At 45.9% G+C, this 21,896-nt stretch carries 27 protein-coding genes; 9 read left to right on the top strand and 18 right to left on the bottom strand.

The annotated features are described in order from the left end of the window. The first annotated feature begins 31 nt into the window (after positions 1 to 31). From rpsF to rplI, 4 genes are read left to right on the top strand one after another with little or no spacing between them, the layout of a single operon-like run. A complete protein-coding gene (gene rpsF / locus K0H61_RS02715; RefSeq protein WP_220051238.1) occupies positions 32 to 427 on the top strand; it encodes a 30S ribosomal protein S6 in 396 nt (131 codons plus the stop codon). A gap of 8 nt (positions 428 to 435) precedes the next feature. Then, complete coding sequence (gene priB / locus K0H61_RS02720) at positions 436 to 741, top strand: primosomal replication protein N (RefSeq protein WP_220051239.1); 306 nt, start codon at positions 436 to 438, stop codon at positions 739 to 741. A gap of 11 nt (positions 742 to 752) precedes the next feature. Beyond that, the gene (rpsR, locus tag K0H61_RS02725; protein ID WP_006083042.1) at positions 753 to 980 is read left to right on the top strand and encodes a 30S ribosomal protein S18; all 228 of its coding nucleotides are present in this window, start codon (positions 753 to 755) and stop codon (positions 978 to 980) included. A gap of 40 nt (positions 981 to 1,020) precedes the next feature. Further along, positions 1,021 to 1,473 carry a 50S ribosomal protein L9 gene (gene rplI / locus K0H61_RS02730; protein WP_220051240.1) on the top strand — a complete coding sequence of 151 codons (453 nt, stop codon included), beginning with the start codon at positions 1,021 to 1,023 and terminating at the stop codon, positions 1,471 to 1,473. A gap of 292 nt (positions 1,474 to 1,765) precedes the next feature. Here rplI and K0H61_RS02735 read toward each other — a convergent pair whose 3' ends face one another. Both K0H61_RS02735 and K0H61_RS02740 read right to left on the bottom strand, forming a co-directional pair. Further along, complete coding sequence (locus K0H61_RS02735) at positions 1,766 to 4,747, bottom strand: TonB-dependent receptor (protein ID WP_220051241.1); 2,982 nt, start codon at positions 4,745 to 4,747, stop codon at positions 1,766 to 1,768. A 195-nt stretch (positions 4,748 to 4,942) separates the two neighbouring features. Continuing rightward, positions 4,943 to 7,177, bottom strand: a complete 2,235-nt coding sequence (locus K0H61_RS02740; RefSeq protein ID WP_220051242.1) for a S46 family peptidase — start codon at positions 7,175 to 7,177, stop codon at positions 4,943 to 4,945. Positions 7,178 to 7,293: 116 nt separating this feature from the next. On the opposite strand from K0H61_RS02740, the gene dnaB reads away from it, so the two are divergent. Together dnaB and alr are read left to right on the top strand one after the other, a co-directional pair. Next, positions 7,294 to 8,700, top strand: coding sequence for a replicative DNA helicase (gene dnaB, locus K0H61_RS02745; protein ID WP_220051243.1), 1,407 nt, complete (start codon positions 7,294 to 7,296; stop codon positions 8,698 to 8,700). Positions 8,701 to 8,813: 113 nt separating this feature from the next. Further along, positions 8,814 to 9,890 carry an alanine racemase gene (gene alr / locus K0H61_RS02750; protein ID WP_220051244.1) on the top strand — a complete coding sequence of 359 codons (1,077 nt, stop codon included), beginning with the start codon at positions 8,814 to 8,816 and terminating at the stop codon, positions 9,888 to 9,890. A 79-nt stretch (positions 9,891 to 9,969) separates the two neighbouring features. Here alr and K0H61_RS02755 read toward each other — a convergent pair whose 3' ends face one another. Next, the gene (locus K0H61_RS02755) at positions 9,970 to 10,434 is read right to left on the bottom strand and encodes a chemotaxis protein CheX (RefSeq protein WP_220051245.1); all 465 of its coding nucleotides are present in this window, start codon (positions 10,432 to 10,434) and stop codon (positions 9,970 to 9,972) included. A 533-nt stretch (positions 10,435 to 10,967) separates the two neighbouring features. Here K0H61_RS02755 and K0H61_RS02760 point away from each other — a divergent pair. From K0H61_RS02760 to K0H61_RS02770, 3 genes are all read left to right on the top strand, one after another. Then, complete coding sequence (locus tag K0H61_RS02760) at positions 10,968 to 13,163, top strand: TonB-dependent receptor (protein ID WP_220051246.1); 2,196 nt, start codon at positions 10,968 to 10,970, stop codon at positions 13,161 to 13,163. Positions 13,164 to 13,251: 88 nt separating this feature from the next. Next, complete coding sequence (locus K0H61_RS02765; RefSeq protein WP_220051247.1) at positions 13,252 to 13,926, top strand: Fe2+-dependent dioxygenase; 675 nt, start codon at positions 13,252 to 13,254, stop codon at positions 13,924 to 13,926. A gap of 480 nt (positions 13,927 to 14,406) precedes the next feature. After that, positions 14,407 to 14,892: a nucleotide exchange factor GrpE gene (locus K0H61_RS02770; protein WP_220051248.1), complete on the top strand. Its 486-nt coding sequence runs from the start codon at positions 14,407 to 14,409 to the stop codon at positions 14,890 to 14,892. Between the two features lie 55 nt (positions 14,893 to 14,947). Here K0H61_RS02770 and K0H61_RS02775 read toward each other — a convergent pair whose 3' ends face one another. Genes K0H61_RS02775 through K0H61_RS02845 form a run of 15 tightly spaced genes read right to left on the bottom strand, consistent with a single transcriptional unit; the run spans position 14,948 to position 21,877 of the window. Next, on the bottom strand, positions 14,948 to 15,211 hold the full coding sequence (locus K0H61_RS02775) for a hypothetical protein (protein WP_220051249.1): 264 nt from the start codon (positions 15,209 to 15,211) through the stop codon (positions 14,948 to 14,950). Positions 15,212 to 15,220: 9 nt separating this feature from the next. Further along, a complete protein-coding gene (locus K0H61_RS02780) occupies positions 15,221 to 15,400 on the bottom strand; it encodes a hypothetical protein (RefSeq protein ID WP_220051250.1) in 180 nt (59 codons plus the stop codon). Continuing rightward, the gene (locus tag K0H61_RS02785) at positions 15,397 to 15,981 is read right to left on the bottom strand and encodes a hypothetical protein (protein ID WP_220051251.1); all 585 of its coding nucleotides are present in this window, start codon (positions 15,979 to 15,981) and stop codon (positions 15,397 to 15,399) included. The genes K0H61_RS02780 and K0H61_RS02785 overlap by 4 nt, the downstream gene beginning before the upstream one ends. Beyond that, positions 15,981 to 16,178, bottom strand: coding sequence for a hypothetical protein (locus tag K0H61_RS02790; protein WP_220051252.1), 198 nt, complete (start codon positions 16,176 to 16,178; stop codon positions 15,981 to 15,983). The genes K0H61_RS02785 and K0H61_RS02790 overlap by 1 nt, the downstream gene beginning before the upstream one ends. Next, positions 16,178 to 16,435 carry a hypothetical protein gene (locus K0H61_RS02795; RefSeq protein WP_220052809.1) on the bottom strand — a complete coding sequence of 86 codons (258 nt, stop codon included), beginning with the start codon at positions 16,433 to 16,435 and terminating at the stop codon, positions 16,178 to 16,180. The genes K0H61_RS02790 and K0H61_RS02795 overlap by 1 nt, the downstream gene beginning before the upstream one ends. Beyond that, positions 16,432 to 16,698, bottom strand: coding sequence for a hypothetical protein (locus K0H61_RS02800; protein ID WP_220051253.1), 267 nt, complete (start codon positions 16,696 to 16,698; stop codon positions 16,432 to 16,434). Before K0H61_RS02800 ends, K0H61_RS02795 begins: the two co-directional genes overlap by 4 nt. Continuing rightward, complete coding sequence (locus K0H61_RS02805) at positions 16,695 to 17,075, bottom strand: hypothetical protein (protein ID WP_220051254.1); 381 nt, start codon at positions 17,073 to 17,075, stop codon at positions 16,695 to 16,697. Before K0H61_RS02805 ends, K0H61_RS02800 begins: the two co-directional genes overlap by 4 nt. Then, complete coding sequence (locus K0H61_RS02810; RefSeq protein WP_220051255.1) at positions 17,072 to 17,281, bottom strand: hypothetical protein; 210 nt, start codon at positions 17,279 to 17,281, stop codon at positions 17,072 to 17,074. The genes K0H61_RS02805 and K0H61_RS02810 overlap by 4 nt, the downstream gene beginning before the upstream one ends. Next, entirely contained in the window at positions 17,274 to 18,068 is a 795-nt protein-coding gene (locus K0H61_RS02815; RefSeq protein WP_220051256.1) for an HNH endonuclease signature motif containing protein, read from the bottom strand. The genes K0H61_RS02810 and K0H61_RS02815 overlap by 8 nt, the downstream gene beginning before the upstream one ends. Next, on the bottom strand, positions 18,061 to 18,297 hold the full coding sequence (locus tag K0H61_RS02820) for a hypothetical protein (protein WP_220051257.1): 237 nt from the start codon (positions 18,295 to 18,297) through the stop codon (positions 18,061 to 18,063). Before K0H61_RS02820 ends, K0H61_RS02815 begins: the two co-directional genes overlap by 8 nt. After that, the gene (locus tag K0H61_RS02825) at positions 18,294 to 18,932 is read right to left on the bottom strand and encodes an MT-A70 family methyltransferase (RefSeq protein ID WP_220051258.1); all 639 of its coding nucleotides are present in this window, start codon (positions 18,930 to 18,932) and stop codon (positions 18,294 to 18,296) included. Before K0H61_RS02825 ends, K0H61_RS02820 begins: the two co-directional genes overlap by 4 nt. Positions 18,933 to 18,943: 11 nt before the next feature. Beyond that, a complete protein-coding gene (locus tag K0H61_RS02830; RefSeq protein ID WP_220051259.1) occupies positions 18,944 to 20,269 on the bottom strand; it encodes a phosphoadenosine phosphosulfate reductase family protein in 1,326 nt (441 codons plus the stop codon). Continuing rightward, a complete protein-coding gene (locus K0H61_RS02835; RefSeq protein ID WP_258405994.1) occupies positions 20,266 to 20,706 on the bottom strand; it encodes an adhesin biosynthesis transcription regulatory family protein in 441 nt (146 codons plus the stop codon). The genes K0H61_RS02830 and K0H61_RS02835 overlap by 4 nt, the downstream gene beginning before the upstream one ends. Then, positions 20,703 to 21,323 (bottom strand): hypothetical protein, encoded by a 621-nt coding sequence (locus K0H61_RS02840; RefSeq protein ID WP_220051260.1) that lies wholly within the window; start codon positions 21,321 to 21,323, stop codon positions 20,703 to 20,705. The genes K0H61_RS02835 and K0H61_RS02840 overlap by 4 nt, the downstream gene beginning before the upstream one ends. Beyond that, positions 21,320 to 21,877, bottom strand: a complete 558-nt coding sequence (locus K0H61_RS02845; RefSeq protein WP_220051261.1) for a YoqU family phage-derived protein — start codon at positions 21,875 to 21,877, stop codon at positions 21,320 to 21,322. Before K0H61_RS02845 ends, K0H61_RS02840 begins: the two co-directional genes overlap by 4 nt. Positions 21,878 to 21,896 lie beyond the last annotated feature (19 nt).

Raw genomic sequence — 21,896 nt, forward strand, 5'->3', positions numbered from 1 at the left:
AACGAGGCTACATAACCGTAAGGAGCAATAAATGCGTCATTACGAAATCGTATTTATGGTTCACCCAGATCAAAGTGAACAAGTACCAGGTATGATTGAGCGTTACACAGGTGCTATCACCGAAGCTAACGGCAAAATCCACCGTTTAGAAGATTGGGGCCGTCGTCAACTGGCTTACCCAATCCAAGATCTGCACAAAGCTCACTACGTTCTGATGAACGTTGAAGCAACAGCAGAGACGATTGAAGAGCTAGAAACTGCTTTCCGTTTCAACGACGCAGTTCTGCGTAACATGGTAATGCGTACTAAAGGCGCAATCACCGAAGCATCTCCAATGGCGAAAGCTAAAGATGAGCGCGATTCACGTCGTGGCCCAGCTGGCGAACGCTCATATGATGAAGCTAACGCTGAAGAAATCGCTGAGTAAGTTTATCTGTGACCACCAATAACTTGGTGTTGTCAGGAACAATAACCCGTTCCAGGCGCTTTAAAAGCCCAGCAGGAATTGCACACAGTGTAATTATGCTAGAACACAAATCGCAGCGTTATGAAGCAGATATGCTCCGCAACGTCTACGTACAAATACAAGTGATATTGAGTGGACCGCGCTTTGAAAGCGTCGCAGACAATCTGAAAGCAGGTGTGGAAGTACAAGTACAAGGCTTTATGTCGCTTCAACAGGGGCGAAATGGTCAAAACCGCTTAGTTATCCATGCCGAAAATGTCGAATTGAAAACTTAGGAGACTGTCACATGGCACGTTATTTCCGTCGTCGCAAGTTCTGCCGTTTCACCGCTGAAGGTGTTGCAGAGATTGATTACAAAGATATCGTTACTTTAAAGAACTACATCACTGAAAGCGGCAAAATCGTTCCAAGCCGTATCACTGGTACTAGTGCTAAATACCAACGTCAACTAGCTCGCGCTATCAAGCGTGCTCGTTATCTGTCTCTGCTGCCATACACTGATTTACATCAGTAATCGCAGTATTAATTCCTAATCGAATAAAGAGGATTTGATAATGAACGTTATTCTGCTTGATAAAATCGCTAACCTAGGTAACCTGGGTGACCAAGTTGCAGTTAAAGCTGGTTACGCTCGTAACTACCTGCTGCCACAAGGTAAAGCTGTTGTTGCTAACGAAAGCAACGTTAAAGTATTCGAAGCTCGTCGCGCTGAATTAGAAGCTAAATTAGCTGCTGATCTGGCTGCTGCTAACCAACGCGCTGAGAAAATCGCTGCTCTGGAAGCTGTTGTTATCGCTTCTAAAGCTGGTGATGAAGGCAAACTGTTTGGTTCAGTTGGCACTCGTGATATCGCTGATGCAGTAACTGCTGCTGGCGTTGAACTGGCTAAAGCTGAAGTTCGTTTACCATTAGGCGCTCTGCGTACTACTGGCGACTTCGAAGTTGAAGTTCAGCTGCACACTGAAGTTAAAGCTATTGTTAAAGTGACTGTTGTTGCAGAAGCTTAATTACAATTTGTTTTAAACTTAGCTGTATGAAGAAAAACACCGCCTCGGCGGTGTTTTTTTATATATATTTCCTGATTAATTCGTCAACTTTAATTTAGTTCTATACCGCAAACAGTATTATCGCGATCAGTCTCTATTTGACTTCGCTAAAAATCAGAGATGCATTTAACACTAGTAAGTACACAAGCAAAGCTAAAAATGATGATAACTACCTATTGAAGTGAGGGGGCTGAGAATAAAAAGCCATCTTTGAGAAGATGGCTTTTGAGGCTTATCAAGATACGATCAAAAATTAAAATTTGATGCTTGCACTGAGTCTGACATATCTTGGAGTTTGGTAGTCTGTTGGTAGCAAATAATCAGGATCTGCTGCGCCACGATAACCGCCAAAGTCTGCGTCATAATAAGATATATATTCAGCAACTTCATTAACTTCAGTGATTTCATCATTGTTGAAGACATTAAACACATCTGCACGGAAGGTAATATCAGTACTTTGTAACTCGAGTACATATTGCAATGATAAATCTAAGTTCCAAGTGTTTGGTGTTCTTCCTTGACTACCACGAGGGGCGAGTACTCCATCTTTAAAGAATGCTTCTGCACCATACTGAGAAGCGTATGCATCAGTTGGATGTACACTGAACGCATTAATTGGACGACCAGTACGCCACCAGAAATTAGCTCCAGCAGTGAGGTTATCTATGATTTCATATGCAGCAAACACTTTCACTTGATGACGTCTATCATTCGGTAGGTAACCATTAGCGCCATCGACTAAACCTGGCTGGTCATAGTTGGTTGTTAAACCTGAATCAGATTGCTCGTTATCTGAACGTACAAAGCCTTCGTTGTTACCTATACTTTGAGACCAAGTATAGGTAAAGTCTAACATCCAGTTATCATTCCATGCCTTATTAAGATTCAGATCGACTGAATAGTAGTTACGTTCTGCTTCTGGGTATCCTAGGTCTGCAGCAGGAATGGTATATGCTTGGTTTGCCAATGGACCGTCACCATCTGGGTCGGTGGTAATGGTAACATCTTTTCCGGGATTAGTGAGTACGTAATAATGGAAGCCATCACATACAGTACAACCAGAACCGTATTCTCTTTGTAGATAATCCTCGAACCCTTTATCAATAGCAACGTCTTCTAATGAACTCTTAAGATCTCTGTAAGTACCTTTAACTCCAAAGCTTATGTCATCAGTCAGTAGGGTTTGGAAGCCTAAAATGAACTCATCCTGATACATTGGATCGAGATCTGCATTGACTGTCTCAGTTGTATTTTTCAGGGTACCATCGGAGAAAACATCCATTGCAGATAATGCTTGGCCAAGTTCTGGAATATAATTTTCATCCATACTTAATACTTCAAAGAATTGACGAGTGTAAAGCTCATCCCCAGCAAGACGAATGTTTGTATTGGTTGCTACAGGAAGGAAATAGCGTCCGTAGTTTGCAAATACTTTGGTTTCGCCGTCACCTAAAACATCCCAAGATGCGCCAATGCGTGGTGCCCATTGATTGGTTACATCAACGAATTTATCACCAGCCTTGTTGTAGTTTTCAAATGCTTCATTTCTTAACCCTAAATTGAATGTTAGAGTATCTGTTGCATTCCAAGTATCAGTGATGTAGTAAGCGTAACTCTTAGTTTCAAAGTCACCCTCATTTTGATAAATTTCCTTACGTACAATGGTGCAAGACGTTGGATCACCTTGTTCAATTTCTGCAGGGTCACAACCTTGGTAGCGATAAGCTACACCACCAGCTCTGCTGGTGTTGTTTGTTGCGTCGAGATTTTCATAATCGATACCGAAACGAAGTGTGTGATTATCTGTTAAATACCAATCAAAATCTAATCGGTAAGCCGTTCTCTTATCTTTCTCGACTGTTGGAGTTGAAATAGCTGGAATTGTGCCTAATTTTTTCCCTGAGAAACGCTCATAAATGAGTGGATTATCACCAATTGGATTGCTGCCAGGAAGTACGTTGCTGTAGTTAGCTTTATTGACACCAGCCATTGCGCTCATAGTGAATGTATCAGATAAGATACCGGTATATTTTAGAGAGTAAGTTTGTCCTCCACGCTCCAGAGTATAAGGTCTTGCATCTCCTGATGTTTCACCTGTATCAGGATCCCAGTCTGTTGCAGTGCTATCTAAATCACTAGAACTGTCAAATGCTGTGAATTCTAAAATATGGTCTTCAGTAATGTAGTAATCAAGTTTTAGGGAGTAGAATAGGTCGCCTGCATCGCGTTGATAAGTTTCGTTACTATTGGCTAAGTCAGAGACTCTATCTTGGAAGTTAATTAACCCATAATAAAATAACTTATCTTGGAGAATGGCACCTCCAGCCCAAACGTTGTAGTTATTTTCACCGATGGTTCTCGCTGAGGCTACTTGGTCAAAATATTTTGAACCATATAAGTCAATACCTTCTTGAGTGCGGTATGTTTGTTTTTCTGATGCTCTTAGAGAAGAGGGTTCAAAATAAGCACTTGCCCCAAATTCGAAATCATTTGTACCACGTTTGGTTGTCGCATTGACCACACCACCGGTAGAGCGGCCAAACTCAGCTGAATAGCCACCCGTTTTAACTTCAAACGTGTCATAAAATTCAAACGGAACGTCTGAGCCACCTAGTCCATTTCGGAAGTTGGTAACGTTCATTCCATTCACATAGAATGAGTTTTCGCCAACAGAAGCACCACCAAATGAGGCCAAGTTACCGAAACCAGTATCGCCTTGAGTCGTGCCTGGAGCCAATAAAGCAACAGCGGTAATATCTCGCGCCACAGGTACTCGCATGAGCAACTCTTGGTCCACGATGGTAACCGCTTCGCTAGACGTTGTATCAATTCTAGACATGCGGGAACCTCTTACAGCGATAGTTTCCATATCCTGCTGCTGGGTGCCAAGTGTAATATCAAAAGTTGTTTTGTCACCAATACCGACTTTAACGTTATCTTGTTTAGCAACTAAGTAACCATCTTTTTCAGCGGTGAAGTTGTAGGTTCCTGTTGGCAGAAGTGGGAAGCGATAGGCGCCACTAGCACTTGTTTCTACAGTACGAGTTAGGCCTGTGTCTTTGTTAACGATGGTTATTTTGACGTTACTGAGTTGGACCCCTTCCATATTGACCGCTGTACCTGTCAAAAAACCTGAAGATGCACTGTCTGCGGCATAAAGTAATGGGCTCGCTGTATATAAGCTAGATACAACGGCCATCGCTAGCAACGAATGGCGAAAGTTCGTTTTTGTCATGAGCATTCCCTAGAAAGTTTGTTTTATGTTTTTCATTAGCTTACCTACTTATTTTTGCAGGTTGGCATTGTTACTCTCTCATAAAATTAACTTGTGTAAAACAAAAATTTAACAATATTTGTAATTCACTTTTATCTAATTTTGGTGGGTAATAAAAAGCCGCCTAAGTGGCGGCTTTAAAAATTTAACTGATAGTTAATCCCTAATAATATCCATCTCATTCAACAGGTTTTGTGCGTTATCCACTTTATCCATCATCCATAGGATATAGCGGATATCGACGTGCACTGCGCGGGTGATGGTAGGATTGAAGAACCAGTCTTTGGTAATTGCTTCATAGGTCGAATCGAAGTTTAAGCCGACTAACTCGCCCTGACCGTTAAAGACGGGTGAGCCCGAGTTACCACCTGTGGTATCGACACTAGACAGGAAGTTAACGGGGACTGAGTTGAATTCTTCTGGCTTATCGGCGCAGGAGAACAGTCTACACAACCAGCTACGTGGATCTTGATACAAGTTTTGGACTAGGTGATCCCCAATACGATGCTCTTTAATCGCATCCAGCAGTTTTTGCGGCGCTTTATAAGGCGCAACACCAGTGTGCTTGGCGACTATGCCATCGAGCTTAGTGAATGGCTGCTTATAGAGCGCGTCACGTGACTGATAACCATCGACCATGCCGTAGCTGATCCGAAGAGTGCCGTTGGCATCCGGGTACACTGGCCAGTTATTGGCTTTGTAGTAGTCGATAACGGTTGCCATATAGGCAGGGCGAGCAACGGATAACTTGCCATCAAGGGTTTTCTCTGCTTTTTCCTGCGCTATATTGGCGTCATACAGAGCAACAGCTAAGCGGATGAAAGGATCGGTGCTGGTCTCAAAGGCCTTAACATCAGCCTCCATCCAGGCTAAACGTTTAGCTTGGTCAGTCAAGGTCGTGAGTGAATAGAAACCATCGAGTCTTGCGCTCAACTCTTTAGTCGAGGTGGCTTTTATATCGTTAGCTTTATTGGCATCTGCTTTATCAAGTTGCAACATCTCATCCAATGCCGCAACGCGATTAATTTGTGAGACATAAGCGTCTAAATCCTGTAACCACAGGGTTTTATCGACTGATACTGCAAAGCTCGAATCGATGCGTTTTAAGCGTGAGCTCAACATGGCAAGGTCGCGCTCTTGATAGCCTATTTCACGCTCCGCATCCGGTTTTTGTTTCTCTTTAGCTAAGCGATACAGCTGATTAGCTGCGGTTAACAGGCTACTCGATTGGGCGTTGCTAAAGTAATAGTTGGCTTGATATTGCTGTTGCTGCTCTGCCAGTAATACTTCAAGCTCGCTGATGAGCTGCTGATTAAGCGCGGGATTCTTTTTAAGCCAAGCTAAAAAGTCGTCTTCGCGTTGCTGTTTAATGCCCACGATATCAGTGGCTTTAAAGCCTTCAAGCAGACCATTTAACTTTTTCATCCGGTTTGCCATCGATGCCATATTGCCGGCATATTTAATGGCGATATCGGCATCCTCTTGGCCCATAGCTTTAATAGTATCAATCTGAAATTGATAGCGCTTTGCTTGGGTTGGATAGAGCCAGTCGCTGGCAAATTTAAGCTCGCTGGTAAGGTTGTATCGACTTGTCGTGCCAGGGTAGCCTGCCACAAATACGCCATCACCTGCCTTTACACCATTACCATTGATTTTTAAGTAACTCTTTGGTGTGTACGGAATGTTATCTTCGCTGTAGGCGGCGGGCTTGCCGTCTTTACCCACATAGGCGCGCAGGAAGGCAAAGTCACCCGAATGGCGTGGATACTCGTAGTTATCGATATCACCACCGTAGGCGCCAACACTTTCAGGCGGTGCGTAGACTAAACGCACATCACGGATCATCAGTTGCTTGATAAGGTAATACTCAAGACCATTGTGGAAGCTACGCACATTACAGCGGTAGTTTTCATCGCTCTCGCAGTCTTTAATCAATGACTTGCTATGGCTTTCGATTTCTTCGATGCGAGTGAGCGGTTCTTGGCTCAAGTTTTTGATAACGTCACTGGTGACGTTTCTCACCTCTTCGGTGATGTATAAACGTTCATTAGGGCCGGCGGAAGGTTCTTTATCCTTTGAGGTGGCTAAAAAACCTTGCTCTAGATAATTGTGCTCTTTTTTGCTGTTGTATTGTATGGCCTTATAGGCACAATGGTGGTTTGTCACAACAAGCCCTTGGGGCGAAACAAAACTGGCGGTACAATATCCTAGCCCCACAACGGCGTTCATTGGATAACTTGTCAGATCGGCCAGTTTGTCGGCGGGAATATCAATACCGCGAGCGCTGAGTTTGTCAGCGATGGAAGGCATTTGATAGGGTTGCCATTGTCCTTCATCGGCAGTTGCAATACCGGAAGTCATTACTAAGGCCGCAACTAATGCAATACGCATGTTTTTTCCTTAATTATTGTTAGAGTGTTTGTTGGCGGGTGCTGGCGTCGAAACATCCTGTTTTCGACGCGGGGTTTATATCATATTTGTTAAGTTGTTAGAAATCGGGAGTGTTAATGTCACAACAAGGTGCTTTTAAGCCTAAAAGTAAGCCCGTGGATGCCCAGGTTGATAATCTCAAACTGCCACCCCATTCGATTGAGGCTGAACAATCGGTATTAGGCGGCCTGATGTTGGATGCCGATGCTTGGGATAAAGTGGCTGAAACCGTGGTGAAAGAGGACTTTTACTCCCGTTCACACCGGATGATTTTTGCGGCGATGCATCGTCTAGTCGAAGGTGGACAACCCATCGACTTGATTACGGTTTCTGAACAGCTCGAACTTGAAAACCAGCTCGAAGAAGCGGGTGGCTTTGCCTACTTAGGTGAAATTGCGAAGAATACGCCAAGTGCGGGCAATATTGTCTCCTACGCTGAAATCGTGCGTGAACGTGCGGTAGTGCGGGAGATGATCCGTGTAGCCCATGAAATTGCCGATGCGGGTTATAACCCTGAAGGACGAGATTCTAGCGCGTTGCTCGATTTAGCCGAGAGTAAAGTCTTTAAGATTGCTGAGCAGCGCACCAATGCTAATGAAGGTCCAGAAGGCATTAAAACCATTCTCGAAAAAACCGTCGATAAGATTGAGCAGCTCTATAACAACCCCCATAACGGTGTCACTGGTGTATCGAGTGGTTTTACCGATCTTGACCGTATGACCGCGGGCTTCCAATCAGGTGACTTAATTATCGTCGCAGCGCGTCCGTCTATGGGGAAAACGACCTTCGCGATGAACCTCTGTGAACAGGCGGCGATGAACGAAGACAAGCCCGTGCTTATCTTCAGTCTCGAGATGCCTTCAGAACAGATTATGATGCGTATGTTGGCCTCATTAGGCCGCGTCGACCAAACCAAAATTCGTACCGGTCAGCTCGATGATGAGGATTGGGCGCGGGTATCATCGACCATGGGGATCATGCTCGAACAGGGCAAAATGTATATCGACGATGGCTCAGGCTTAACACCCACAGAAGTGCGAAGCCGCGCCCGTCGTATCGCCCGTGAGTATGGCGGCTTGTCGATGATCATGGTCGACTACTTGCAGTTAATGCAGGTGCCAGCATTATCGGATAACCGTACCCTTGAAATTGCGGAGATTTCGCGCTCCCTTAAAGCCTTAGCCAAAGAGCTTGAGATCCCAGTGATAGCATTGTCCCAGCTTAACCGCTCGCTTGAACAACGTGCCGATAAGCGCCCAGTAAACTCAGATCTTCGTGAATCGGGCTCTATCGAGCAGGATGCGGATCTCATCATGTTTATTTACCGTGATGAGGTGTATAACAACGATTCCCCCGACAAAGGCACGGCTGAGATCATTATCGGTAAACAGCGTAACGGCCCCATCGGTCGTGTTCGCCTAACGTTCCAAGGTCAGTTTTCTCGTTTCGATAACTACGCTGGCCCACAGTTCGAAGAAGATTAATAGGTTTAAAGACGATTAGTGCATTTAAAGAAGATTGAGTTTGACGGGGGAGAGGACCTTTGCATTTACAGACTTCCCCTGATTTTTCCGTATATAAATAGACAAGGTACACTTTGAAACCTTTTCCCCGAGCAGAAATTAGCAGTAGCGCACTGCAAAACAATCTTAGCGTCCTGCGTCAGCAGGCGAGTGCGAGCAAAGTCATGGCCGTGGTGAAAGCCAATGGTTATGGTCATGGATTATTAAACGTGGCCAATTGTCTTAACACCGCCGATGGGTTTGGTTTAGCCCGTTTAGAAGAGGCGCTGGAGGTACGTGCCGGTGGGGTAAAGGCGAGGTTGTTATTGTTAGAAGGCTTTTTCCGCAGCACTGATTTACCCCTACTCGTTAACCACGATATCGATACCGTGGTGCACCATGAGTCGCAAATTGAGATGTTAGAACAGGCTTCGCTTTCAAAGCCCGTCAATGTTTGGTTAAAGGTGGATTCGGGAATGCATCGTTTAGGCGTGGCGCCGGAGCAATTTTCCGAGGTTTACGCGCGCTTGATGGCCTGTGACAATGTGGCAAAGCCGATTCACCTGATGACCCATTTTGCCTGTGCCGATGAGCCAGAAAACCATTACACCCAAATGCAAATTGAGGCATTCAATAAGTTAACCACAGGTTTGCCCGGCGATAGAACACTTGCTAACTCTGCGGGGGCACTCTATTGGCCGAAAAGCCAAGGGGATTGGATCCGACCAGGTATTGCACTTTATGGGGTATCACCTGTGGCAGGTGATTGCGGCGCAAACCATGGATTAATTCCGGCGATGAATCTGGTTTCTCGCTTAATCGCAGTGCGCGAACATAAAGCGAATCAACCCGTAGGTTACGGCTGCTATTGGACGGCAAAGCAAGATACTCGCTTAGGTGTAGTCGCTATAGGTTATGGTGACGGTTACCCACGCAATGCGCCTGAGGGCACGCCAGTCTTTATCAATGGTCGCCGAGTTCCGATTGTTGGCCGTGTATCGATGGACATGTTAACCGTTGATTTAGGTGCTGATGCAACTGATAAAGTCGGTGATGATGCGCTACTGTGGGGCGAGGCGTTACCGGTTGAAGAAGTTGCCGAGCATATAGGCACGATCGCTTACGAGTTAGTGACTAAGCTAACCCCAAGGGTCGCTGTTTGTTTAGCGTAAAATCGATAAATAACCGAGTACAAAAAAGGCGCCTAGGCGCTTTTTTGTATTTTATCCAAACTAAAGATTGTGTCAGAGCTTAGCTTTCGAAACAGATCTCGATAAAGGCTGTCCCGAAAGGGCTCGTGAAGGGCATGATGATTTTAGTGCCGTTCGCCTTATGGGAGATCGTGTGATCTTTCCCAGACACCACCATAGGCGTCGCCATATCGAAGTCGTAGCCCTTATCACCTAAAAGGTTTTTAGCGCCGCCGGTAACCATGTTGGTGATCTCACCGACAAGATCTGTCACTTCTTCATTAATTTTGCCCGGATTCTCGCCAAGCATATTTTGCATAATTTGCAGAACCAGCTTTTGTTCGAAGGTGATGGACAGGGAGCCTTTAGTTTGTGGACCTACCATGCCGATTAAGCCTGAAACATCACCTTTTGCCAGGTTATCGGTTTTAATTTGTGGTTTACCCGGCGTGAGATCCATGCTGGCCATCGTCGAGATCACATTTAACAGGGATTGCAGAAAGGGGTTAATAAAATTGACGTTCATGCTTAAGTTTTTCCTTTTTGAGCCTACTTTTTAGCTGGAATGCTTAAGGCTATTCGAAAACTGGCTTAATCACAGTATTCCTTACCACACTCTAACAGCTTAGATGAGTCGATGAGAAATGTGAGGTTAATTTCTCGATTTTCTTGTTATTTTTCAGCAATTGCCACTCGTATTTAAGCCTGTGCCGAATGACAAATCAACTGTTACCTATTCAATAGCCATCTTTCGTACGGTAACTAATCTGTTGTCGGATGGTGATTGGCAACATATCCACATTACTAGCAGTTCATTTCTACTTTTTAGACGACCTAAATCATCTTTGCATTCATTTACAGAGTAAATTCTTATGGTAATAAACTTACATAAAAAAGAGTTTTGTTACTTTGTTTCAATGCCTTAACAGATACTCCTTTGCTTTGGTTGTAAATGCAAATGATAATAATTATTGATCAGTTTTTAGCATTTCCTTATATTAGCCGCCATAAACAGGTGGGCACACTGCACCCGAATTTTTAGCAACAGGAATGCTCTTGATGAAACTAGTAAAACGTCGTAATAGCCGCATAAAACTGGGTTCCCAAGTTTTAGGTTCACTTTCCCTAGGAATGGCTGTCTATGCGATGCCCTCAATGGCGACGGAAGAACAGGCCTCAGTAGCCGATAAAAAACTCGAACATATTGAAGTGAATGGTGAGTACTTGGGCTATAACAGCCGAAAAATACAGTCCGGTAAATTTACTGAAGATCTGCTCAATACTGCGAAAACCGTTAGCGTCATCAATCAAGACCTAATGAAGGACATGGGCGCTCAAAGCTTTACCGATGCCCTGCGTGCAACGCCGGGGGTCACACTTGGTACGGGTGAAGGCGGGAATCCCTATGGCGATAGACCCTTTATCCGTGGTTACGATGCGCAATCATCAACCTTTATCAATGGTATGCGTAACGTGGGCTCACAGAGCCGCGAAACCTTTAACATCGAACAGATTGAAGTGCTTAAGGGCCCAAGTTCGGTTTATAACGGTCGTGGCGCGGTAGGCGGTAGTATCAATATCGTGACCAAAAAAGCCCAGGCAAACGATTTTATTAATGCCGATGTCGCAATTGGTACCGATTCACTTAAACGTGCGAGTTTAGATGTTAACCATGTGATTGGTGATGAAGCGGCGGTTCGTGTCAATATGATGGCCCACGATTCAGATACTCCTGGTCGTGATGCAGTGTCTGGTCATCGCTGGGGTGTTGCGCCTTCGATTGCCTTAGGGTTAACCACACCAACTAAAGTGACTCTCGAATATTATCACTTTGAAAACCATGATATTCCCGACTATGGCATTCCCTATGATCAATCAACAGGTGAGCCAGTTGATGTCGACCCAGATAATTTCTATGGCTTATTAGCGCGTGATTTTCGCGATACTATGGATGACACCGCATCTGTACTGATTAGCCACGATTTTGCCAATGACTTACAGCTGACATCGACTTCAATGTATAGCCGTAATACAAACTACTACATTACCACTAACCCCGACGACACTACGGGTAACGTTGCCAATGGTTATGTATGGCGTAACACTAAATCCCGTCACTCGGTGACTAAAACGCTTTCCACTCAATTACAATTGACGGGTGAAGGCACCTTAGCAGGCTTTACTAACCGCTTTGCCCTTGGTTCTGAATTAAGTAATGAGCGTACTAGCAACGCAGCCTTCACTGTGGATGTCGGTAACGGCCGTAATGCGGGTTGTAATGACGAATTACTCGCAAGCTACAACTGTACTTTACTCGATAATCCAAATCCAAATGACCCTTGGGAAGGTACAATTACCCTAAGCACAGACCCAACGGTAACTGAGACTGACACTCGCTCTATTTATGCTTTTAATACCATTGAGTTAACAAAAGCTTGGATAGTCAACGGCGGTATTCGTTGGGATGATTTCAGCACGACATCCGAAAACTCTACCGCTTCCTATGGCAACGATTCGGATTTCTTTAACTATCAGTTGTCGGTACTGTTTAAGCCTACTGACAATGGCAGTATCTATGCGGCTTGGGGGACATCTTCAAACCCACCAGGGACATCTAATGGTGATGGTGCTGAAAATATAGGCGTAGCCAACTCGGACTTAAAGCCAGAGGATACCGAAAGCTATGAGTTAGGCACTAAGTGGGACTTTATCTCGGGACGTCTATCCCTAAACGGTTCGGTCTTTAGAATCGAAAAAGACAACGCCCGCGTCGCGGTTGAAGGTGGCCGTAATGCGCCACAGGAAAACGTCGGTAAGCAATTAGTACAAGGTTTTGAAATCGGCTTCTCTGGTGACCTTACCGATGATTGGCACGGTTTTGGTGGTTACACTTATTTAGATGCAACACTCGAAAGCAATGGCTATAACGTCGCCTATGATGGTAACCGTTTCCCGAATACGGCTAAAAATAGTGTGAGCATATTTACTACCTATGATGTGACTGACGCAATCAATGTGGGCATGGGTGCTTACTATATGAGTCGAGTGTATGGTAATACCGCTAATACGCTATCGATCCCATCCTACTGGCGCTATGACCTGTCTTCATCCTACAAGATGAATGACTCATTTACATTCCGCTTGAACGTGCAAAATCTACTGGATGAGCGTTATTACGATAAAGCCTATTCCAACCATTTTGCCAACATGGCACCTGGACGTTTGGTAATGTTAAGTGCCGATATGCGCTTCTAAACTAAATCCATAACTCAATCTAATGGCAGCACTAATGAATTTAGTGCTGCCTTTTGTGTTTCAAATGCTTCCCCATTAGGACTGTAAGATGCTGATTGAAATTCCAAATGTATTTTCCAAGCAAGAGGTGACTCAACTACGCTCGCAGCTAGATGAGCGTAACTGGATTGACGGCAATCAAACCTCCGGGGTGATGGCGAGTACCCGTAAGCGTAACCAACAGTTGGATAAGGGAGATCCCGTCGCGATAGCCATCGGCGAGTTAATCATGGAGCGACTCTTAGCCCATCCGCTGTTTGTGTCAGCAGCGTTGCCATTACAATTCTATCCGCCGCTATTTAACCGTTATCAAGGCGGAGAAACCTTTGGCTATCACATCGATAATGCGATTCGCTCAACGAGTGATGGCCTAGTGCGTACCGATCTTTCTGCCACGCTGTTTTTAAGTGACCCAGAAAGTTACGACGGTGGCGAGCTGGTGATTCAAGACACCTACGGCCAGCAGAGCGTGAAATTATCGGCAGGCTCGCTAGTACTTTATCCATCGACTAGCTTGCATCAAGTGACGCCCGTGACGTCGGGTGAGCGCACATCGGCCTTTATGTGGCTACAGAGCATGATCCGCGATGAAGGTCAGCGCCGCATTTTGTTCCAGCTCGACCAATCAATTCAGACCTTAACCGCTGAAAGAGCGCCGGAGCAGGAGATATTTAATCTTACGGGGATTTACCACAACCTACTGCGCCGCTGGAGTGAGCTTTAATTCTCATTTAATAAGGCTTCGCAGTACATTTGAGTTTCGGGTAATAGCCACTGGCGTCTAAGCTCCCCAAAATAGGTGATTTAGGTTATACTGCCGCCAGCCTTGTGGGCACTCTCTGCGTTAAAACGGAAAAACAGCAAACACTAGCTCGTTTGCTGTTTTTCCGTTTTAACGCTTAGGGTGTTTGTATTCGATAAGTGAGTAACTAAGCTTTCTACACCCACTAAACGGTTGCGCCATTGATCTATTCCCTTAAGCAGAGTTGATATTAACGTGTTGAAAAATAATCCTAATGATGGCCTAGCGCTCGACCGCACCTTTTCCATTGCACCTATGCTTGATTGGTGTGATTTTAATTTAAATTATTGATTTATATAAACTGTGTAAAGTTGTGGTTCCCTATTGGATCCCCGATTTTAAAAAGTTGTTTCATGGTTCCCCGCTGATGATATGATGGTTTAATCAACTCGGAGGTGTTCTATGGATGGAAAATCTTTTGCTGTACTGGCTGCCCTGTTTATAACAATCGCAGCGACAATCCTTTCTTTTTCGGTGAATGCCGAAGTCTACAAATGTGCCGATGGTAAATACCAGGCAGACCCCTGTGATGAATCCAGTAAACCCGTTGACTTAAGTGGCGTGGGTAGCGTTGTCAAAAATACCGATAGTGTTCAAGCGCAGCCTGTGGATTCTAGCAAACAGGAGATCCGAACCTATGTCGATAATCAACGTATCAGCCGAGAAATCGCTAAGCTTGAAAATGACCGCAAGCGGGTGGTGGAAAGACGGGACCAGCGGATGCGGGATCTGCAGAACGGCAGGCGATATGCCAATAACAATTTAGCCGGTGCGACTTGGCAGCAAAGCTTGGCACAGGAAATGTCGGCGGTGGCGCAGCAAGCCGAGACGCAAGTGACCTCGATTGATAGGCAGATTGAGCAGCTGCGAAGTGCTATAAAAAATTAAAGTCTACGGATGGTAAAACAAAGGCACCATGATGGTGCCTTTTGTGTTTCTGGGGTTAGGCGACTTGTCGGCATGGCTTAAACAGCTTGTTGGCTTTGAGGTACAGCGCGGCTTCTTTGCTTTCTATCTTGTCGAGATAACCTTCGCTGCGCTCGGCTAGGTTGGGGTTGCGCTTGGAGAGTTTGATCGCTTCGGCGCGAGGGCGGGCGATACCCGCTTTGCGCACAGTGCTGCGAACCTTCCAAATGGTTTCGCCTGTTTCGGCGGCCACTTCTTCAATGCTCAGGCCGTCTTTATATAGCTGCTCTATGCTACTCATGGACGCTCCTTAGGCTAAGCCTTGTGCCTTTAATCTGGCGATTACCGATGCCTCACGGCCTGCCACAGTGGAAAGGTCGAAGCGGGGGCGTTGGCTGAGTTCGGCAACCTGCTGCTCGAGCTCGGCCACTCTGGATTTAAGCTGATTGTTTTCGGTGATCAGCTGGTTGATGCGGTCGTTTAGGCTCATGCTGCACCTGCCTTACTTTCATTCATCAAATAGTTCATGTGCATTTCGACCAGCTCCGCCGCTTCGCTCATGACTTGTGCTGCGTAAACGTACTCATTTTCCGCGGCGCTCTCTGAGGCACCAACGAGAACGGTAAGAATCTCATCAATTAATGATTGGTTTAGCGCGTTAATCGCATCAACCAGTAGTGCAGGGGACTCATTGCGCTGATGCAACATCATGGCGAAGTTGGCAATGTCCTCGAATGTGCCTGCGTTACCCTTGTTTAAGTGTTCAATTAAAGCTGTGGCTAACTGAGCGCCAGTGCATAGTGAAGTATCATTCCAACCGTTACGACCCTTTGCTCTGGCCTCTGCCATCTTTAACTTTAATGCCGTGGCGAAGTTATCAATACCAACATCATCAACATGATTAGAGTGTTCAAGTTCAAAGGCTTGGGTTAAGTCTTTTATTCTTTGGGTGGCGGTTATCAGCTTCTGCTTAACTTCGTTAAGTTCAGTTGCTGGTACATAAACCCCAAGGCCTTCAACATGAATTTTAGTGGAGCCTCTACCGTCTAAAAATACTCTACGCTTAGTCATTACTCACCATCCTGTTCTGTTGGTAATGGTTTGAACTCAACTTCATTGATTCGCTTTACTGGCATACTTCCGGTGTAAAAATTGTGGAGCCAGATACGTCCATCGTATTTGGCAATCACTTTACACATGCACCACTTGATCCCACCGAGTTCTTTGTAGGTACATATCGCGCCAGGTGTCGGAACAAAACCTTGCATTATCTACCTTCCTTAACCAGTTGCTCGGCGAGTGTTTTCATAAAGTGTTGGCAGCTGCCTGCCTCGGTTTTGGGTAACAAGTACCATTGGCGCAGGGCGTCACGGATTACCTTTGAGGGTTTATCGCGGCGCGGTTTGCGTGATTGCTTCATTTGCTGGGCTAACTGCTTTTCGTAGTGGTCCAGATCGCAGTCGGCGCACTTGCCTTTTTGTTTGCCGTGTTGGCAGTCGTTGTCGTTTGCGAGTGATTGGATCATGCTGCCTCCGTGTTGATTGGTTTTTTAAATAGGGCTAACGCCCAAAGGACTTGCTTTGAAGTGGCTCGGCCTTTTATGGCGCTAACCTTCACCTTGCGGTTTGGGAGTGGGGTGCAATCACATTGGTACTTACCCGCATGGCGAATATTGAACAGCTTGCCGCTGGCCTCCACCGCCGATATGCCGAGCTCGTTGGCGAGCATGCCTGCAGTGTAATACTTACCTGTTGCCAGCATGTGTTCTGCTGCTTGGTCGGTTCTCATGCCAGATCCTCCAAATCCAAACCGAGTTCGCGGGCGAGTTTAATATCCTCGATGCGGCGACGAACCTGCACGCGCTCATCATCCACATCGACTCGAAGCACAGGGGATGGCGCACGTTCGCTATGGTCCACAAAGCTGGCGAGCGCTAGGCTAAATTTGCGGGTAGTGGTTTTGGTTTCGCCTGCCTGTGTTTCAACGGCTTTGGTTTCTGGCTGCGTAGGCGCAGGCGCTGATTCGGTCGGTTTCGCTTTAACCTTTACCGCTCGGGGCTTTCTGGCCTTGGGCTGGTACTTGGCCTTTTTGCCCTCAAGCACTTTGGCGCGGTTCTTTTGGTACCACTCGCGGTAGGCGATTTGCTTTTCGGTTAGTTCGATCATGCTGCCTCCTTAATGGCTTTTTCAGCTTTCTTTTTGATGGTCAACGCCGTTTTATGCAGCGTTTTTTTATTGCTGGCTATTGCCGTGGCGTCGATGATTTGGTTTGCCAGCGCGAGCGCTAGTTTAGGATCGCGCATCAGTAAACATTGCAGTGACAACTTGGCATCTTCTGCGCTGGTGTTGAGGTATGACTGAAGGTTATACATGGCAGTCACCTTTGCGTTTTGTTGCGGCCATTTTTATCCTGGCTAATAGCAACACGGTTTCTTTGGCATCTGGGTTAGCGCGGCCTAAGCCCATTTTGTTTACGACAGCATGCTCGCCGGTGGTGACTAACATTAAGTTGCTAATGTCACAGTTGGTACGGTCGTTATCGATGAACCAAATTTTGTGATCTGCAGGTACGCTGCCGTGGTGTTTCTCCCATTCAATAATGTGCTTTAAGCGCCATGTTCTTGGTTCTGCTGTTTTCACTAGCACAAAGCCATCTTTGTTATCGATGCGCTCGGAACCAACAGGCTTATGGTTGTGCGGATTATTGCCCTTTTTGAATCTGGTGGCGGCTGAGTTACCGCCAGCTTGATAGCCCTTCATGCCAGCGTTCCATGACTTTTGTCCTGCATGGAATCTACCTGTGCGGCCTGATTTCATACCGTGGTTACGGGTGAGTGCGCGGATCTGATTAACGGTTTTTTCGGTGGCAAATTTCTCGTTAAAGGCCACGGTTAGTTGTTCGATCGTGAGCAGGGTATATTGCTTTTTTACCCAGTCGAATTGCGTTTGCGTCACACTTCTTAGGTTGCCTTTAGTGAGTTCGCCTTTCTTGCGCCCGCAGGTAATACCGTAATTAGAAAAGGCGGCTTTAAGTTGCGATTCGGATTTGTCTAAACCGAAGGCTCGATTAAAGAGCGCCGCGGTATCAGCCAGTGACTTTTTGGCGTAGGTATCGCGCAAAAAGTTGAGCATTTCGGTGGTGTATTTAAATCTAGGCATTTTTCACCTCGAGCATTTCTGGCAGCTTACGTCCTACACCCATTTCATTAGCGGCCAATTGGGCATCAAGTGCTAACCTTGCGTTTGACACAATTTGCGATGAGACAGCAGTGACAGATTTGGCACGGCTGATTTCATCTTGCAGCGCCTCACCCTTCAAAGTTTCATCAGATAGTCTTTCAAGCTGAGCGAATAAGTGGTTATTCAAATCAATCAGTTTGTTTTTCATGCTGCCTTTCCTTCCAATTGAATGGGTTTCAGTGGGATATCAATTGACCCCTTCACCTCGTTGCCGAAAACATCCCAACCTTTGGTTTTAGTTCTGGCGAACATTTCAAGACGGGGAACGTCACCCATAAGCTCGACGCATTTCTCGCGAAACTCATCGGGCTTTTGGCTATGGCGAATGTTTTGATAGGCGCCCACGTAGCAGAGGTGTGCCAGCACTTCATCTAGGCTTTCGGGATCGTAGTTACCGACTGCGCGTACGCTGCGGCAAGCTGGGGTTGGTTTGCCTTTGATGGCGATGATGGCCGACTCGCTGCCTGCTCGGGTCCAAAATCCCATGCCAAAAAAAGGGTTGTCCTTTACGGTTAACTTGTTCCAGACAAAGCCATTCATGTTTTTGAGGGTGAAGCCCCAGCTGTTGACGAGGTCGATGGCGTCTTGTGGCATGGCGCCCACGTACCACATCACCAACAGGCAATTGTCATCGGCAACGCTGTTTACATCGAGGCGCTTTAAGTCCTCGGTACTGGTGACTGTGTATTTTGCTTGGGCGCTCGACTTCATTGATCCGCCCGTATTGGGGTTGCTAAATGCCCATGGTGGATCCGCGTAGATGATTTGGTATTTGTTCTTCATTTCAATCATCCTTATCCGCATAGGCCGTATTTAGAACTGCAAACATTGATATCAATTGATGCTGTAACTAAGTCGTATACCCGCCCGCCTTTGCCAGTCTTAGACCAATCAATGGCATCGTAGATAGTCATACCTGGAATGCCCCCTCGAGGCCCTAACATGCAAGAGCCTTGGTAAGCTTCTACATCGACGACAAAATCTCTTGTCGGTAGGCGAGAGTTAATCCCCAGCTTGCTGCTGGTTGAATAATTCTTATGGGTAACAAGTACACCATCTTCATTTTCAAACGGATGCTTAAGTTTGAATTTGCTTACAACGGGTTTAAATTGACGGCGATTTACATGACCAACAATCATCCAATGGAACCATTTAGATACCATCGCCACTCTTTTTTCCCATTGTGCGACACGTTCTATTTCGGATGGGAATCTTGCAGCAATTTCAGCTAGTTCTTCTTTGTTTACCAAGATGCATGGCATACAGCCAACACGATTCATCCCTTGGAGATATAAAGGGTTTGGTTTAATGCCAAAGTATTTATACAGAGCAAATACGTCTGCTGCCGTCCATTGATGAATGGGTAAAAAATTAAACAGTTGTCCAGCATTATTTCGTTTATCTTCGCTGAATCTTGGATAACTCGCGCGCTTGTCGGATTCTTCAGCCCTAACTCCCGACCACTGAATAACATCTTTTCCATCATCCAAAAGCGGGGACAACACTTTGTCGAAAACAACTTGGATTTTTAGTTCGTCAGTACAATATCGCTGCCGACCAATAGGGAAACCTCCATGCAATAGACACATGTCTAAAAATGGATTACCAGAGCGAACGAATGATGAGTTGAATGCTTCAATTGGCGACTCAAACTCGGGCAGACCTATTTTGGCGGCTGCACTTCGCCAATTTTCCGCAAATTTCGTGTCAGTTCGTGTGAGTGACGGCATCACTATTCCACGATAAGCGCCTGCCTTAATCCGTTGCTTACCACTCCAATCTTTAATAACTCGCTCTTTTCGTTTATCAAACATTTCCTGCGGATAATCTGCACTAACTATCTCAACCGGTAAGCCCCCACGCTGATGATGTAATGTTTTAATATGCTCAATAGTGAGGGGGTGCTCGTTACCTGTATCTGCTGCCACTGAACGGTAGTTGCCATCAGTGATTACATTTGCAAGTGCATCTGTAGCACCTGAGTCCTTACCTCCCGAGTTATTTACAATTACGACAGGCGATTCTAGATCTGCATGTTCAAGATGGCGTTTATAAGCCTTTCTCACTTCTTCAATCTTTTGGCTCATATCACTGATAATTAACGCTGCTGACTGACTCATGCGGCTTGTTCCTTTTTGTAATGTTGGTCTTTCTTTTCAAAGCAAGAATCAGTTAGCTGATAACTTTTTGATTGAATCGCTAACTCGGTTTCAAGTTCGGCAATGCGAGCGTTGGCGGCGGCCAATTCGGCGAGCAGCTGCTTAACGCGGGTCTCGTTGCGAGTGATAAAGCGCTGCCAATCCATTTCTTTGATGGTCTCGACCGTGGCCATGGTCTTATTCAAGATCCCAAGGTTACGGTTTAGGTTGGATGGCTCGATGCCATGACGGGCGGCGCAGCGTTCTTCCTCCAAGGCCGTGGTGAGGTGCAGTTTCATGGCCTCAATGGTGGGCTCGGAGGTGATGCGGGTGAGCGAGAGCAGGGCATTAATCTTGGCCTCGCTTTCACTGCCTGGGAGCAGGTAAAGCATTTCGCGGGATTGTTTGGAGGCTGTCATACTGCCTCCTTGCGCTTAGTTTCGTATTCTTTCCAAGCCTGCGAGTCATTTGAATTTATACGCCATTCAATACTGCCGCTCTGGTTATAACCAACAGATCCGCCGTATTGAGCACCCTCAAAAGTGAACGTAGCTGAGCAATAACATTGAGGATAGTTGCCCCTAAATTCCGTAAAGGTTAAATCTGGACGCATAGAGATAACTAGCTGCTTGAAAAAATCCGCTTTTTCATTGTGTTGAGCTATCTCATGGAGGCGTGTTTCAAGGCAATGCTGATTGCAGTAAATTAGGCCGCTCTTTTCAACTGGGACCAACTTAATGATTGTGCCATCACTGCCTTCAAAACCATCTTCAACCTCATCAATGGTTATCTTATGGCCACAATGATTGCACTCCATCCACCAACCGTTTTCTACCATTACCAGTGGAGGAACGCCGCCTTTAACGCCTGCGTATTGGTCTGCCCATTGCGCACGGCGGCAAGATTCTACTTCGTTAAATTCAAGATCTAACTCGCGGCCACCTATGCGGCGTGCCGTTGCCGAATTAGTTGCAAATACGATGCAACCATATTCATCACCTTGCACTTGATATGCTTTAAGAGGTTTAGTGTTCATGCTGCCTCCTTGCTTTTGATGATTGGCAGTTGTGCAGCTGCGGCGCTAACAGCGGCAGCTGCTTCTATTCCATAGCCCCAAATATCGCCGTTTTCAGGATTCCAACGGTTTGGTGCTATCCACTCAATCGAAAGTTGTTTACCTTTTACGATGTAGTCACGCATGGCACACACTAATTCGCGTAAGGTCCCGCCATGGTTAAAACCGCGCCAACTACCTTGGTAATGGGTATAAACCCGCGCTTTGGTATATTCATCAACCACCCAAACCTTGCCGTTTTTATCGAGTTCAAGCGTTGCTATGGTGCCTTTGTAGTCAAAGAACTTGCGGCCATGTTCTGATATCACTTTGATGAGTGCGTTAGCGTGTTCAACCCGCTCGGTGATGATGGGTTCTGGTAGGTCGTAATAAGAGTCGCAGCCGCATTTAGGGCAAACTCGGTTATAAACCTTAAATGAACGTGAGGCGTGTTTATGGTCTAAAACCTTGCTTAACTCTGACTCTCTACCCGTCCAGCGGCAGTAGCGGCGACTGCATTCAATACGTTGTTTCATATGCATTCCTACTTTCGTG

Origin of the sequence: Shewanella acanthi, assembly GCF_019457475.1 — a bacterium.
Lineage (GTDB): Bacteria > Pseudomonadota > Gammaproteobacteria > Enterobacterales > Shewanellaceae > Shewanella > Shewanella acanthi.

Excerpts from the sequence above, each read along its gene's own strand:
- rpsF (WP_220051238.1), top strand. The coding sequence starts at position 32 with ATGCGTCATTACGAAATCGTATTTATGGTTCACCCAGATCAAAGTGAA.
- rpsR (WP_006083042.1), top strand. The coding sequence starts at position 753 with ATGGCACGTTATTTCCGTCGTCGCAAGTTCTGCCGTTTCACCGCTGAA.
- rplI (WP_220051240.1), top strand. The coding sequence starts at position 1,021 with ATGAACGTTATTCTGCTTGATAAAATCGCTAACCTAGGTAACCTGGGT.
- K0H61_RS02735 (WP_220051241.1), bottom strand. The coding sequence starts at position 4,747 with ATGACAAAAACGAACTTTCGCCATTCGTTGCTAGCGATGGCCGTTGTA.
- K0H61_RS02740 (WP_220051242.1), bottom strand. The coding sequence starts at position 7,177 with ATGCGTATTGCATTAGTTGCGGCCTTAGTAATGACTTCCGGTATTGCA.
- dnaB (WP_220051243.1), top strand. The coding sequence starts at position 7,294 with ATGTCACAACAAGGTGCTTTTAAGCCTAAAAGTAAGCCCGTGGATGCC.
- K0H61_RS02755 (WP_220051245.1), bottom strand. The coding sequence starts at position 10,434 with ATGAACGTCAATTTTATTAACCCCTTTCTGCAATCCCTGTTAAATGTG.
- K0H61_RS02760 (WP_220051246.1), top strand. The coding sequence starts at position 10,968 with ATGAAACTAGTAAAACGTCGTAATAGCCGCATAAAACTGGGTTCCCAA.
- K0H61_RS02765 (WP_220051247.1), top strand. The coding sequence starts at position 13,252 with ATGCTGATTGAAATTCCAAATGTATTTTCCAAGCAAGAGGTGACTCAA.
- K0H61_RS02770 (WP_220051248.1), top strand. The coding sequence starts at position 14,407 with ATGGATGGAAAATCTTTTGCTGTACTGGCTGCCCTGTTTATAACAATC.
- K0H61_RS02775 (WP_220051249.1), bottom strand. The coding sequence starts at position 15,211 with ATGAGTAGCATAGAGCAGCTATATAAAGACGGCCTGAGCATTGAAGAA.
- K0H61_RS02780 (WP_220051250.1), bottom strand. The coding sequence starts at position 15,400 with ATGAGCCTAAACGACCGCATCAACCAGCTGATCACCGAAAACAATCAG.
- K0H61_RS02785 (WP_220051251.1), bottom strand. The coding sequence starts at position 15,981 with ATGACTAAGCGTAGAGTATTTTTAGACGGTAGAGGCTCCACTAAAATT.
- K0H61_RS02790 (WP_220051252.1), bottom strand. The coding sequence starts at position 16,178 with ATGCAAGGTTTTGTTCCGACACCTGGCGCGATATGTACCTACAAAGAA.
- K0H61_RS02795 (WP_220052809.1), bottom strand. The coding sequence starts at position 16,435 with ATGATCCAATCACTCGCAAACGACAACGACTGCCAACACGGCAAACAA.
- K0H61_RS02800 (WP_220051253.1), bottom strand. The coding sequence starts at position 16,698 with ATGAGAACCGACCAAGCAGCAGAACACATGCTGGCAACAGGTAAGTAT.
- K0H61_RS02805 (WP_220051254.1), bottom strand. The coding sequence starts at position 17,075 with ATGATCGAACTAACCGAAAAGCAAATCGCCTACCGCGAGTGGTACCAA.
- K0H61_RS02810 (WP_220051255.1), bottom strand. The coding sequence starts at position 17,281 with ATGTATAACCTTCAGTCATACCTCAACACCAGCGCAGAAGATGCCAAG.
- K0H61_RS02815 (WP_220051256.1), bottom strand. The coding sequence starts at position 18,068 with ATGCCTAGATTTAAATACACCACCGAAATGCTCAACTTTTTGCGCGAT.
- K0H61_RS02820 (WP_220051257.1), bottom strand. The coding sequence starts at position 18,297 with ATGAAAAACAAACTGATTGATTTGAATAACCACTTATTCGCTCAGCTT.
- K0H61_RS02825 (WP_220051258.1), bottom strand. The coding sequence starts at position 18,932 with ATGAAGAACAAATACCAAATCATCTACGCGGATCCACCATGGGCATTT.
- K0H61_RS02830 (WP_220051259.1), bottom strand. The coding sequence starts at position 20,269 with ATGAGTCAGTCAGCAGCGTTAATTATCAGTGATATGAGCCAAAAGATT.
- K0H61_RS02835 (WP_258405994.1), bottom strand. The coding sequence starts at position 20,706 with ATGACAGCCTCCAAACAATCCCGCGAAATGCTTTACCTGCTCCCAGGC.
- K0H61_RS02840 (WP_220051260.1), bottom strand. The coding sequence starts at position 21,323 with ATGAACACTAAACCTCTTAAAGCATATCAAGTGCAAGGTGATGAATAT.
- K0H61_RS02845 (WP_220051261.1), bottom strand. The coding sequence starts at position 21,877 with ATGAAACAACGTATTGAATGCAGTCGCCGCTACTGCCGCTGGACGGGT.